The following is a 13,698-nucleotide window of genomic DNA, read 5'->3' as shown; positions in this document are numbered from 1 at the left end:
CTCAGATGCCGGTTTGCTTTCTCTACAGATTAAGCATGGCACATTGTTAGAGGGGCGGGTCCATCTTATTTCCTACAGGAATCTATTTTAAATGCAGGAGCCCGGTCTCCGGGCGATGGGTTGGTTCGCTCGCAGAGCGAGCTCCTACAGGAATCTATTTTAAATGTAGGAGCCCGGTCTCCGGGCGATAATGGGATCCTTAGTTAATTTTCACATCCAACTGACCCGCTTCGTAACGCTCAGCCATATCCTCCAGTGCAATCGGTGTAATGCTGCTTGCATGACCGGCGGTACCAAAGGCTTCGTAACGCGCGATACAGATCTCACGCATCGCATTGATGGTTTCCTTGAGGTATTTACGCGGATCAAACTCAGCCGGGTTCTGAGCCAGAAAACGACGTACCGCACCGGTAGATGCTAAGCGAAGATCGGTATCGATATTCACCTTACGCACCCCGTGGCGAATACCCTGCACGATTTCGTCAACCGGGACACCGTAGGTTTCCGGAATTTCACCACCATACTCATTAATAATCGCTAACCAATCCTGTGGCACCGAAGAGGAGCCATGCATGACCAGGTGCGTGTCAGGAATACGCGCATGAATTTCCTTGATACGCTGAATAGCTAAGGTATCGCCTGTCGGTGGACGGGTAAACTTGTAGGCACCATGACTGGTACCTATAGCAATCGCCAGGGCATCGACACCGGTCTTACGCACAAAATCAGCGGCTTCTTCGGGATCAGTCAGCATCTGATCATGCGACAGGATACCTTCAGCACCAATACCATCTTCTTCACCCGCCATACCGGTTTCAAGTGATCCCAGGCAACCCAGCTCACCTTCTACGGATACGCCACACGCATGTGCCATCTCCACAGTGCGACGAGTCACATCCACGTTGTATTCGTAACTGGTCGGTGTTTTACCATCGCTACCCAATGATCCATCCATCATTACCGATGAAAAGCCCATCGCAATAGAACGCTGACAAACGGCCGGACTGGTGCCATGATCCTGATGCATACACACAGGAATCTGTGGAAATTCTTCAATTGCTGCCAAAATCATATGACGCAAAAAATTGGAACCAGCGTACTTGCGTGCACCCGCGGAAGCCTGCACAATCACCGGAGAGTCGGTTTTAGCCGCCGCTTCCATAATGGCGCGCATCTGTTCCAGGTTATTGACGTTAAACGCCGGAATGCCGTAACCCTGCTCAGCGGCATGGTCCAGCAACTGTCGCATAGAAATAAGTGCCATGAATAAACCTCTTTAATTTAATTATCAGTGCTTGGCAGCACGTTGTTCCAGTACTGCAACAGCCGGTAATACTTTACCCTCTACAAACTCCAGAAAAGCACCGCCACCCGTAGAAATATAAGATACCCGATCTTCAATTCCGTACTTGTCGACCGCCGCCAGAGTATCGCCCCCGCCGGCAATGGAAAAACCTTCACTTTCAGCTATAGCCAAGGATATCACCCGGGTGCCTTCACCAAACTGGTCGAATTCAAACACCCCCACAGGACCGTTCCAGATAATGGTTCCAGCCCCCTTGAGCATGTCAGCCAGATGCTGGGCTGACTGCGGCCCAATATCCAGAATCATATCGTTTTCAGCCACGTCATCTACCAACTTAACGGTCGCAACAGCATCCTCAGCAAACTCTGTAGCTACGACCACATCGATGGGCAGTGGAATAGACACCTTATCCATTAGCGCTTTCGCCACCGGAATCAGATCATGCTCACACAGCGATTTACCAACCGGCTTACCGGCAGCCGCCAGAAAAGTATTAGCAATACCGCCACCCACGATCAATTGATCACAGCTGACCGATAGCGCGTTCAACACCTCCAGCTTGGTTGACACTTTGGAGCCCCCGACAATCGCCATCATCGGTCTTACCGGTGCATCCAATGCCTTTGCCAGGGCATCCAGCTCATTCGCCAGCAACGGACCGGCGCACGCCACCGGTGCGAATTTGGCCACGCCATGGGTGGATGCCTGAGCACGGTGTGCGGTACCAAAGGCATCCATGACGAAGATATCACAGAGGGCCGCCATAGTTTTTGCCAAGGTTTCGTCGTCTTTTTTCTCGCCTACATTAAAACGCACGTTTTCCAGTATTACCAGATCACCCTCGGCAACGTCAAATGGCGTATCAAGCCAATCACTGATCAACGGCACAGGACGCTCAAGCAACATGGACAGATGCTCAGCAACAGGGCCTAGTGAGTACTTGGCTTCATACTCGCCTTCCGTTGGACGCCCCAGATGAGACATGACCATGACCTTGGCACCCGCTTTCAGCGCCAGCTCTATCGTTGGCAAGGACGCACGAATACGTGCATCCGAGGTTACCTTTCCGTCTTTGACCGGTACGTTCAGATCTTCACGAATCAGTACCCGTTTACCGGACAGATTCAGGTTTGTCATTTTCTGAATGCTCATAGGGATAGTTCCTTGTTAGTTATCAATCAAAATTTTTCCTAAGCCTTAGCCAGTGATCTGCGACATCCAGCATACGATTGGCATAACCCCACTCATTATCAAACCAGCAGATCATTTTCAGTAAGCGTTGCCCAGTCACCCGCGTCTGGGTGCCATCGACAATCACAGAGCGGGGATCGCGGTTGAAATCCACCGACGCGTGAGGTTCTTCGGTATAGCCCATAAGCTGGTGCAACTGCCCCTGGCGTGAATGGGCTTCAATTAACTGATTGACAGCTTGTACCGTGGTATCACTGGCCAGGTTCACTGACAAATCCATCAGCGACACATTGATCGTCGGCACCCGCAGATGCAAGCACTCAAAGCGTCCGGCCAGGTGCGGCAAGAGTCGATCGATTCCTTTACTCAAACCGGTATCAACCGGAATGATGGATTGTAACGCACTACGTGTCAGACGCAGGTCAGTGCGATGATAACTATCAATGACCGGCTGATCATTCATAGCTGAATGCACCGTAGTGGTCACACCGTTAACAATACCGAACTCTCGATCAAGCAAATCTAACACAGGTACAAGACAATTGGTGGTACAGGATGCCGCCGAAACTACGCGATGCTCTGCACGTAATTGTTGATGGTTAAAGCCATAAATTACCGTCGCATCGATATCTGTCGACGCTGGATTGGAAAACAACAGGCGCTGCGCACCACTATCAAGGTGCTTTTGTGCCTGTGCAAGATTGGAAAAGCTACCAGAGCAATCCAGAACCAGATCAACAGCCAATTCAGCCCAGGGCAATTGTTGCGGGTCCTCAATGCTTAGCACCCGAATCTTATCGCCATTGACTAATAGATGTTGACCATCATGGCTAACCGGTAAAGGAAAGCGTCCGTGGGTGGTGTCATAACGAGTCAGATACGTCAGGGTTTCAATATCTGACAACTCATTTAATGCCACCACCTGCAACTGATGCTGCAAGCCACGCTCATACAGGGCACGCAACACACTCTGACCTATGCGGCCATAACCATTGATGGCAATGCGGTAACTCATAGTGTGTCACGCTTCCTTTCTTTGCGTTAACTAACCAGCTTAAAGCAGTTCGCGGGCTGTATTGACGACGTTTTCAGTGGTAAAACCAAAGTATTCAAACAAGTCACCGGCTGGTGCTGATTCACCAAAGCTGCGCATGCCGACTATGGCACCGTTCAAACCAACATACTTGTACCAGAAATCCGCCTGAGCGGCTTCCACGGCTACACGCGCGGTTACGGCTGCAGGCAATACCGCCTCACGGTAAGCCGCATCCTGCTTGTCAAAACGCTCAGTACAAGGCATGGATACTACCCGAACCCGTCGCCCTTCGGCTGTCAAAGCTTCGGCCGCACTGATAGTCAAGGCGACTTCAGAGCCAGTCGCCATCAGAATAATCTCTGGCGTGCCTTCACAATCTGTCAGCACATACCCACCCCGTGCTACAGCAGCGACCTGATCATTGCTGCGCGGTTGATGAGGCAGATTCTGGCGCGAGAAGATCAGTGCACTAGGCCCGTCTGCGCGCATCACAGCTGACTTCCAGCTAACGGCTGATTCTACCGCATCACAAGGGCGCCAGGTTTCCATATTCGGGGTATGACGCAGGTTAGCAATCTGTTCAACCGGCTGATGCGTTGGGCCGTCTTCACCCAGACCAATAGAGTCATGCGTGTAGACAAAAATCACCCGTTGCTTCATCAAAGCGGCCATGCGCACGGCGTTGCGCGCATACTCCATAAACACCAGGAAGGTGGCGCCATAGGGAATAAAACCACCATGCAGTGCAATACCGTTCATCATGGCACTCATGCCGAATTCACGCACGCCGTAATACATATAGTTGCCACTGGCATCTTCACGGCTAACGCCCTTGGCACCCGACCAAAGTGTCAGGTTTGAGCCTGCCAGGTCCGCTGAACCACCCAGAAACTCTGGCAGTATCGGACCTAGTGCATTCAGCGCATTCTGGGAGGCCTTACGTGAAGCAATGGTATCGCCTTTTGCGGCCACCTCAGCAATCCATGTATCTACCTGCTGCTCAAAATTATCCGGCAGATCGCCTGCCAGACGACGCACCAGTTCAGCGGCCAGCTCAGGATAGGCGCTCTGGTAAGCTGCCAGCCGCTCATTCCACTCATTTTCAGCATACTGGCCTGCTTCCAGAGCATTCCAGTCATCATAAATCTCACCTGGGACCTGGAAGGGTGAATGCGGCCACTGTAATTGTTCACGTGCCAGCAGTACCTCGTCATCACCCAGCGGTGCACCATGACAATCTTCCTTGCCCTGCTTGTTGGGTGAACCAAAACCGATAATGGTTTTGCAGCAGATCAGGGTTGGCTGCTGGGTATTTTCACGCGCCAGTTCAATCGCCTCACGGATCTGATCCGCATCATGACCATCGACAGCCGGAATGACCTGCCAGCCATAAGCTTCAAAACGTGCCGGGGTGTTATCCGTAAACCAGCCTTCAACTTCGCCATCAATAGAGATGCCGTTATCATCCCAGAAGGCAATCAGCTTACCCAGCCCTAATGTACCGGCCAGTGAACAGGCTTCATGTGAAATACCCTCCATCAGACAACCATCGCCCAAAAACGCATAGGTATGGTGATCAATGATGTCATGTCCATCGCGATTGAATTGAGCGGCCAACACTTTTTCGGCCAATGCCATACCTACAGCATTGGTGATCCCCTGTCCAAGCGGACCGGTGGTTGTTTCAACACCCGGGCAGTAGCTGTATTCCGGATGGCCAGCGGTTTTGCTGTGTAACTGGCGGAAGTTTTTCAAATCCTCAATGCTGACGTCATAACCTGTCAGATGCAGCAGGGAGTAGATCAGCATGGAACCATGGCCGTTGGACAGCACAAAGCGGTCACGGTCGAACCAGTATGGGTTAGCAGGATTGTGCTTCATGAAGTCATTCCATAAGACTTCAGCAATATCCGCCATTCCCATTGGCGCTCCGGGATGCCCGGATTTGGCTTTCTGGACGGCATCCATGCTCAACGCCCGAATGGCATTGGCAAGTTCACGACGAGAGGACATTAATCAACTCCTGGGGCTGGCCCGATTCTGATTTAAGTTCGTAAAAGTTACAGGCGGTGATTTTCGCGCAGATAGCCACGCGCATCAAATGCAATTCCACATAAAGTGGAAATTTCATGTAAAAACACCCGGATTTCACCCTCAACCTCAAATTCAGTTATGAAAAACCTCGACCAAACCGGTAAAATGGCTTGAACAGGGTCATTGACTGACGACAACTTCTCAAGCTATAGGAATTTTCCTGACATGAGCGAATACACCCTCTTCACTTCTGAATCCGTTTCTGAAGGTCACCCGGACAAAATAGCCGATCAGATCTCCGATGCGGTTCTCGACGCCATTATTGCGCGTGACAAGCAAGCGCGCGTAGCCTGCGAGACGCTGGTTAAAACCGGTGTCGCAATTGTAGCTGGTGAGATTTCCACCTCAGCTTGGGTTGACCTGGAAGATCTGGTACGTAGCGTGATCAATGCCATAGGTTATACCTCTTCACACGTTGGCTATGACGGCGCCACCTGCGGCGTAATCAACCTGATCGGCAAACAAAGCATGGATATTGCCCAGGGTGTCGATCGCAGCAACCCGGAAGACCAGGGCGCTGGCGATCAAGGGCTGATGTTTGGCTACGCCACCAATGAAACCGAATCCTTAATGCCCGCGCCCATCCACTACGCTCACCGCCTGGTAGAGCGCCAGGCCGAGCTGCGCAAAAGCGGCATGCTGCCCTGGTTGCGCCCAGACGCCAAGAGCCAGGTAACCATCCGCTACAACGACGCAGGCCAGCCCTGCGGTGTTGACGCCGTTGTACTCTCCACCCAGCATGACCCAGAGATCAATCAAGATGATCTGCGTCGCATGGTGAAGCGGGAAATTATTGAAGCGGTTATTCCCGCAGAATGGCTGTCAGACACCACCCGCTACCATATCAATCCAACCGGCAAGTTTGTGATTGGCGGTCCGGTAGGCGACTGTGGTCTGACTGGACGCAAAATCATTGTCGATACCTATGGGGGTATGGCACGTCATGGTGGCGGTGCCTTCTCAGGTAAGGATCCATCAAAAGTCGATCGTTCCGCCGCTTATGCCGGACGCTATGTTGCCAAGAATATTGTTGCAGCGGGCCTTGCTGATCGTTGCGAAATCCAGGTGTCCTATGCGATTGGTGTGGCCGAACCAACCTCCGTGTCAGTCAACACCTTTGGTACCGGTAAGATCAGTGATGAACAGATTATCCAACTGATTCTGCGTGAGTTCGATCTGCGCCCTTATGCCATCACCACCATGCTGGATCTGCTGCATCCTATGTATCAAATGACCGCCGCCTACGGACACTTTGGGCGTGAGCCTTTTGAAACCAGCTATGAGTGGATTGATCAGGATGGGAAAAAGCAGAGCGAGACCTTCACCGCCTTCCCTTGGGAAAAGACCGATCGAGCTGAGTCACTCCGACAGGCCGCAGGCCTCTGATCAGGCGCACCGATGAGAGTACCACGCTTTTATGAGGCCCAGCCGCTGGCAGGCCTCTCTGAGTTGACGCTCAGCGACAGCAGCTTTCAGCATGCTGGCAAAGCCTTGCGCCTGCGAGAAGGGGATCGGCTCTGTCTATTTAATGGTGATGGCCAGGAATACGATGCGCAGATCACCAGCGCCAGTAAACGCAGCATTCAGGTCAACATCACCGGCGCGCGCGCCGCTGCCACGGAGTCAGCGTTAAACATCGAGATAGGTCAGGCGCTGTCCCGAGGCGAGCGCATGGACTATGCGGTACAGAAAGCCACCGAAATGGGCTGCCACACCCTCACTCCGCTGTTTACCGAGCGCTGTGAGGTTAAGCTCACAGCAGAGCGACAGGATAAGCGTCAGCGCCACTGGCAACAGATCGCCATCAGCGCCTGTGAACAGTCATTACGTAACCGCTTGCCTGAAATCGCCACACCGCAGCCACTGCAGACATGGCTTGAAACCTGCCAGGCGGAGGTTAAGCTGGTATTGCACCATCACAGTGCTACTGCGCTGACCAACATGCCACCACCAACATCGGTAGCGCTGTTGATCGGCCCCGAAGGGGGGTTAACCGAGACTGAGGTAGCACAGGCAATAGCACAAGGTTTTCAACCCCTGGCGCTCGGACCACGGGTAATGCGCACCGAAACAGCGCCGGTGGCTGCCTGCGCAGTTTTACAGTATCTCTGGGGTGATCTAGGTTAAGATAGTCATCCTCACCAGACCAACGACAGGACACATGAATGAGTATTAAAATCGGTATCGTCATGGATCCCATTGAGGCGATCAGTTATAAGAAAGACTCCAGTCTGGCCATGCTCTGGGCCGCACAACGCAAAGGCTGGGAAATCTGGTACATGGAACAATCCGATCTCAGCCTTGTTCAGGGTCAAGCGATGGGCCGCATGGCACCACTACAAGTCGCTATGAACCCAGACCAGTGGTTCAGCCGTGGTGTCTATCAACAGCTGCCACTCAGCACGCTCGACGTTATCCTGATGCGCAAGGATCCGCCGTTTGATAATGAGTTTCTCTACTCTACGCAGCTACTGGCATTGGCCGAGCAGCAGGGCACACTGATCGTCAACCGCACCCAGGGCCTGCGGGATTACAATGAAAAGCTCTTCGCCACTCATTTCCCCCAATGCTGCCCACCGGTACTGGTATCACGTCGTGATGACGCACTACGCGCCTTCCATAGCGAACATCAGGATGTCATTTTCAAACCCCTGGACGGTATGGGCGGCGCATCGATCTTCCGGGTACGCGAAGATGGCTTGAACCTGGGCGTTATCATTGAAACCTTGACTGCTCACGGTACCCAGATGTGCATGGTACAAAAGTATTTGCCAGAAATCAGTGCTGGTGACAAACGTATTCTGATGATCAACGGTGAACCCCTGCCCTATGCACTAGCCCGCATACCGTCAGCCGGAGAAACGCGCGGCAACCTGGCCGCTGGCGGACGAGGTGAAGGGCAGCCTCTGAGTGATCGTGATCGGTGGATCTGCGAACAGGTAGGCCCGACCTTGAAGGCACAAGGACTGTTGTTTGTTGGACTGGATGTCATAGGTGACTATCTCACTGAGATCAATGTCACCAGCCCGACCTGTATTCGCGAACTGGATACGCAGTTTGATCTGGATATCGGCATGCAGCTGATGTATACACTAGAGCAAATCCTTGCTGAACAATGATATCTACGCCGGATCAACGCCACTCCTGGTATAAAACCGCGGCAGACCGCCTTGGCCTTAACTTGTTTCTGGCACTGGCACTGCACGGTTTTTTGATCCTGGCCATTAGCTTCAAACTACCGGAAACACCGCCACCACAGCATACGCTGGACATCACCCTGGTCCAGCAAACCAGTGAAACACCACCAGTAGACGCGGATTTTTTTGCCCAGGCAGACCAACTCGGCAGTGGCGAGAGTGACGAAAAACTGCTTCCCAGCGTCACCGAAGAATCCATCCTGGAAGATGAAGTGGTGGCAGAACAAGCACCCATGCCGCAACCAATCACTCTACCAGACCCCGAGCCAGAGCCAGAGATAGCTGAACCGACACCCGCTCCGCCGGCCCCCGTGGAACCGGAAATCGCTGCACCAGAGCAATCAGGCGCAGAGCAAACACCGGTGGTGACTCAGGCTCCAGCAGCAGAGCAAGCACCCGCTCAACAACAGCGCCAACCAGCAGCCAGCCAGCCACAACCAACCCCTGGACAGTCTGGCTCACTCATGGCTCGCAGCATGGAAATCGCCAGCATCCAGGCGCAGCTTTCAGCTCAACAACAAACACAAGCACGACAACCCAGAGTACGCCGACTCACATCAGCACCCTCCACCATGGCGCACGATGATGCCATTTACCTGGATAACTGGCGCCGACGTATTGAGACCGTCGGCAACATGAACTACCCGGAAGAAGCCCGCCGCAATGATATCAACGGCAGCTTGCGCTTGCTGGTAGCCATCCTGCCAGATGGCAGCGTAACCGATATTGAAGTCTTACAATCTTCAGGCCATGCCATACTGGATGATGCCGCGATACGTATCGTGCAAATGGCTTCGCCCTTCCAGCCTTTCACCAATGAAATGCGACGTGACACCGACCGTCTTGAAATAATTCGTACCTGGAAGTTTGAGAAACGCGCCAGTGTGTACTAAGCCTAAGAAAAGACTTTTTGTTTTGAGTCCGTCGGTAACTTTCTATCCAAGGTGACTCGCATGTCCGATTCAACTTCATTACGCGATCAATTTCTCATCTCCATGCCACATCTGGATGATCGCCACTTTTCCCGCACACTGACGTATATCTGTGATCACAGTGAATATGGCGCCATGGGTATTATCATCAACCGCCCAGCCGGCATTCTGGTGCATGACCTGTTTGATCATATCCAACTTGACTATACCCAAGTAGCTATCGACCCTATGCCGGTATTCAAGGGCGGGCCCATCCACCCGGATCGGGGCTTTGTGTTACATGGCGATGATGGACGGCGCTGGCTATCCAGTCATTCCGTTACCAATGAAATCCAGTTGACTACCTCCATGGATATCCTTGAAGCCATGGCTGTGGGTGAAGGTCCCAAAGACTGTCTGGTCGCACTTGGCTATGCCGGTTGGAGCCCGGGTCAACTGGAACACGAGATATATGAAAACACCTGGTTAAGCTGTCCGGCAAATTCAGATATAATGTTCCGGTTACCAGCTGAGGAGCGACTTCAGGCAGCTGCGGCATCACTGGGCGTCAACCTTCAACTTCTGACGACTCATGCCGGACATGCCTGACCGAAAACTGCATGCAGTCATCTTTTAAAACGGCACTGGGTTTTGATTTTGGCACAGGGCGCATCGGCGTTGCGGCCGGACAAACCGTGACCGCTACGGCAAAACCACTGAACACGGTCAATGCCCGCGACGGCATACCCGACTGGGATGCACTGGCCGCCATCATTGAAACCTGGCAACCAGACTGCCTGGTGGTTGGTATTCCGGTCAATATGGATGGTAGCATCAGCGACATGGCCCGCCGAGCACGTAAATTCGCCAACCGTATGCATGAACGCTTCGGCCACCCCTGCTTCCTTATGGATGAACGCCTCACCACCCGAGAAGCCAAGCAGATCCATTACGCCGCCGGTGGCGGCAGTAATTTTCGCAAAGAACCAGTCGACAGTATTGCCGCACGTCTGATTCTGGAAGACTGGTTTTCCACCACCCAACTCATTCCCAGCCACACCCCACTGGAGACCCTTTATGGTATCGGGCAACCTGAACGTTGAACGCCTGCTTGACTCTATCAGCCAGGATCTCAAAACCCTGATCGCCTATCGAGATATCGACGACCCATTAATGATAGGTATCCGAACCGGTGGTGTCTGGGTAGCGGAACGACTACACCAGCAACTGGGTATTACCAGCCCGCTGGGCATACTGGATATTTCCTTTTACCGCGATGATTTCACCCACTCTGGCCTGAACCCTAAAGTTATGCCATCTAAATTGCCCTGCCCAACAGAAGACCGACACATCCTGCTGGTGGATGATGTCATCATGTCTGGGCGCACCATTCGTGCGGCAATGAATGAGCTATTTGATTACGGCAGACCCGCTTCGATTTCACTGATCACCCTGATCGACCTGCAGCGCCGTGAACTGCCTATTCAGCCGGATGTGTGTGGCGACACCCTGAGCCTGCGCCCGGATCAGCAGATTAAACTCTCCGGCCCTGAGCCGCTGCTACTGGATATTCGTCAACGTCAATCCTGACCCTGAAGACATGAGTATTTTATTATGCTGAGCCAGAACCACTACGATAGTATTCAACTGACTCCCGAAGGACAGCTGAAACACTTCCTGACCATTGAGGGACTCTCGGCCCCTCTGCTCACGGAAATTCTGGACACGGCCGACTCATTTGTCGACATGGGTGCCCAACAGGTTAAGAAAGTCCCGCTGCTGCGCGGCAAAACCGTAGCCAATCTGTTCTTTGAATCCAGCACCCGTACGCTATCTACGTTTGAGCTGGCCGCCAAACGCTTGTCTGCCGATGTTCTCAACCTCAACATCAGCACGTCGTCGACCTCCAAAGGGGAAACCCTGAAGGATACCCTGATGACGTTACGCGCCATGCATTGCGATATGTTTGTCGTGCGCCACTCAGCCAGTGGAGCCGCACACTTCATTGCCGAGCATGTCACCCCCGATGTTGCCGTGATTAATGCCGGTGATGGCCGCCATGCGCACCCCACCCAAGCAATGCTGGACATGCTCACCATACGCCAGCACAAAGGGGACTTTTCCGCCCTGAAAGTCGCCATCGTCGGTGATATATTGCACTCCCGCGTTGCCCGATCCCAGATTCATGCGCTGCGCGTACTTGGGGTGGATGAAATCCGGGTCATTGCCCCCTTGACCCTGCTACCACGCCATATTGAAGCCATGGGCGTCAAGGTATTTACCGAAATGTCGCGTGGACTGCGTGATGTCGACGTCATCATTATGCTGAGGCTGCAAAAGGAGCGGATGCAGTCCGCACTACTGCCGAGTGAATCCGAATTCTACAAGCTCTACGGCCTTACCGAAGCCAAGCTGGCCTATGCCCGTGCGGATGCCATCGTAATGCATCCAGGGCCGATTAACCGCGGCGTAGAAATCGAATCCAGCGTAGCCGATGGTGAACGCTCAGTCATTCTGAATCAGGTCACCAATGGCATTGCCGTACGCATGGCCGTTATGTCGATGGCCATGAGTGGTCAGTTGAAAGATAACCAGCCAAGCGCAAAGGCTTAAGGATACCAGACGATGAACATTATAATTGAAGGCGGCCGCGTTATAGATCCAGCCAGCGCTGTGGACCAGATTACCGACCTGTACATCTCTAATGGAGAAATTCTGGCTCTAGGCGAGGCACCGGCTGGTTTCATCAGCGATGAACGCATTGATGCCCATGGCCAAATTGTCTGCCCCGGCCTGATTGATCTTTGCGCCCACTTGCGCGAGCCAGGCGAAACCCATAAAGGCACCATTGCCAGTGAAACGGCAGCAGCGGCCGCGGGTGGTATCACTACCCTGATCACTCCTCCGACAACCCGACCGGTTGTCGACACACCAGCCGTTGCTGAGCTGATACAGGATCGTGCGGCGGATGCTGGTTTTACCCGTGTGCTGCCAATGGGAGCATTGACTCAAGGCCTGCTGGGTGAGCAACTGGCACCATTGCACGCCTTAGCAAGCTCTGGCTGTGTTGCGTTTACCAATGCCCGCTCTCCAGTGACCAGCTCACTGAGCCTGCTGCGCTGCCTGGAATATGCAGCAACCTTTGATTTACTGGTTATTTTTCAGGCCCAGGATCATAGCCTGGCAGCCAGCGGCTGCATGCATGAAGGCGCCAATGCGACACGCATGGGTCTCAGCGGTATTCCGGAAGCGGCAGAAACCATTGAAGTCGCCCGCTGCCTGCTCTTGGTTGAGCAAACTGGAGTACGTGCTCACTTTGGCCAGATCACCTGCGAGCGCTCAGTTCAGCTGATCAGTGCCGCGCAACAACGTGGACTAAAAGTCACAACAGATGTTGCTGTGCACCACCTGATCCTCAGTGACGAGCAGGTCAACGAATTTAATTCGGCGCTGCATCTGCAACCCCCCTTGCGCAGCGCACTCGATCGAGCCGGACTGTTGCAGGGCTTACTAAGCCAGACCATTACTGCTATCTGCTCTGATCACCAACCTCAGGATTTGATTTCGAAACAAGCGCCCTTCGCGGAAACGGCACCCGGACTGAGTGGACTGGAAACACTACTGCCACTATGTCTGACACTGGTGGAGCGCAAACTGATGGAACTGCCGCAACTGATCGAGAAACTCACCCTGGCCCCCGCCCGTATTCTGGGATTGGACAGCGGTAGTCTGATGCCGGGTCAACAAGCTGATATCTGTATTTTCGATCCGCAGGAAAACTGGACTGTGAGTGCTGAAAATTTGCACTCAGCCGGTAAAAATTCACCGTTTAACGGACAGACACTCACTGGCCGCGTCACTACCACGCTGATCGGTGGCAAGGTGGTATTTCGGCGCCACTAATGACGGCAGCGCTCCTGCAACTGGAATAAATACCCACCTGTAGGAGGCTGCACGAAACGC

At 53.2% G+C, this 13,698-nt stretch carries 13 protein-coding genes; 9 read left to right on the top strand and 4 right to left on the bottom strand.

Annotated features, from left to right (window positions below; genetic code table 11):
• Positions 1–199 precede the first annotated feature (199 nt).
• The 4 genes from fba to tkt are packed head-to-tail and all read right to left on the bottom strand — an operon-like array spanning position 200 to position 5,546.
• Positions 200–1,264: a class II fructose-bisphosphate aldolase gene (fba, locus tag ACN0R1_RS06955; RefSeq protein ID WP_417581273.1), complete on the bottom strand. Its 1,065-nt coding sequence runs from the start codon at positions 1,262–1,264 to the stop codon at positions 200–202.
• A 24-nt stretch (positions 1,265–1,288) separates the two neighbouring features.
• Positions 1,289–2,458, bottom strand: a complete 1,170-nt coding sequence (locus tag ACN0R1_RS06950) for a phosphoglycerate kinase (RefSeq protein ID WP_417581271.1) — start codon at positions 2,456–2,458, stop codon at positions 1,289–1,291.
• A 22-nt stretch (positions 2,459–2,480) separates the two neighbouring features.
• Positions 2,481–3,512 (bottom strand): type I glyceraldehyde-3-phosphate dehydrogenase, encoded by a 1,032-nt coding sequence (locus ACN0R1_RS06945; protein WP_417581269.1) that lies wholly within the window; start codon positions 3,510–3,512, stop codon positions 2,481–2,483.
• A gap of 39 nt (positions 3,513–3,551) precedes the next feature.
• Positions 3,552–5,546: a transketolase gene (gene tkt / locus ACN0R1_RS06940; protein WP_417581267.1), complete on the bottom strand. Its 1,995-nt coding sequence runs from the start codon at positions 5,544–5,546 to the stop codon at positions 3,552–3,554.
• Positions 5,547–5,792: 246 nt separating this feature from the next.
• On the opposite strand from tkt, the gene metK reads away from it, so the two are divergent.
• Genes metK through ACN0R1_RS06895 form a run of 9 tightly spaced genes read left to right on the top strand, consistent with a single transcriptional unit; the run spans position 5,793 to position 13,638 of the window.
• Entirely contained in the window at positions 5,793–7,013 is a 1,221-nt protein-coding gene (gene metK, locus ACN0R1_RS06935) for a methionine adenosyltransferase (protein ID WP_417581265.1), read from the top strand.
• 12 nt (positions 7,014–7,025) lie between these two features.
• The gene (locus ACN0R1_RS06930; protein WP_417581263.1) at positions 7,026–7,754 is read left to right on the top strand and encodes a 16S rRNA (uracil(1498)-N(3))-methyltransferase; all 729 of its coding nucleotides are present in this window, start codon (positions 7,026–7,028) and stop codon (positions 7,752–7,754) included.
• Positions 7,755–7,792: 38 nt separating this feature from the next.
• Entirely contained in the window at positions 7,793–8,746 is a 954-nt protein-coding gene (gene gshB / locus ACN0R1_RS06925; protein WP_417581261.1) for a glutathione synthase, read from the top strand.
• Positions 8,743–9,717 (top strand): energy transducer TonB, encoded by a 975-nt coding sequence (locus ACN0R1_RS06920; RefSeq protein WP_417581259.1) that lies wholly within the window; start codon positions 8,743–8,745, stop codon positions 9,715–9,717. The genes gshB and ACN0R1_RS06920 overlap by 4 nt, the downstream gene beginning before the upstream one ends.
• A gap of 60 nt (positions 9,718–9,777) precedes the next feature.
• Complete coding sequence (locus ACN0R1_RS06915; RefSeq protein WP_417581257.1) at positions 9,778–10,344, top strand: YqgE/AlgH family protein; 567 nt, start codon at positions 9,778–9,780, stop codon at positions 10,342–10,344.
• A gap of 11 nt (positions 10,345–10,355) precedes the next feature.
• Positions 10,356–10,838, top strand: a complete 483-nt coding sequence (gene ruvX / locus ACN0R1_RS06910) for a Holliday junction resolvase RuvX (RefSeq protein ID WP_417581255.1) — start codon at positions 10,356–10,358, stop codon at positions 10,836–10,838.
• The gene (gene pyrR, locus ACN0R1_RS06905) at positions 10,813–11,325 is read left to right on the top strand and encodes a bifunctional pyr operon transcriptional regulator/uracil phosphoribosyltransferase PyrR (RefSeq protein ID WP_417581253.1); all 513 of its coding nucleotides are present in this window, start codon (positions 10,813–10,815) and stop codon (positions 11,323–11,325) included. Before ruvX ends, pyrR begins: the two co-directional genes overlap by 26 nt.
• A gap of 24 nt (positions 11,326–11,349) precedes the next feature.
• A complete protein-coding gene (locus ACN0R1_RS06900; RefSeq protein ID WP_417581251.1) occupies positions 11,350–12,348 on the top strand; it encodes an aspartate carbamoyltransferase catalytic subunit in 999 nt (332 codons plus the stop codon).
• Positions 12,349–12,360: 12 nt separating this feature from the next.
• Positions 12,361–13,638, top strand: coding sequence for a dihydroorotase (locus ACN0R1_RS06895; protein ID WP_417581249.1), 1,278 nt, complete (start codon positions 12,361–12,363; stop codon positions 13,636–13,638).
• Positions 13,639–13,698 lie beyond the last annotated feature (60 nt).

The organism is Nitrincola sp. (assembly GCF_048264025.1).
Lineage (GTDB): Bacteria > Pseudomonadota > Gammaproteobacteria > Pseudomonadales > Balneatricaceae > Nitrincola.
This window is presented reverse-complemented; position numbering and strand designations above follow the sequence as displayed.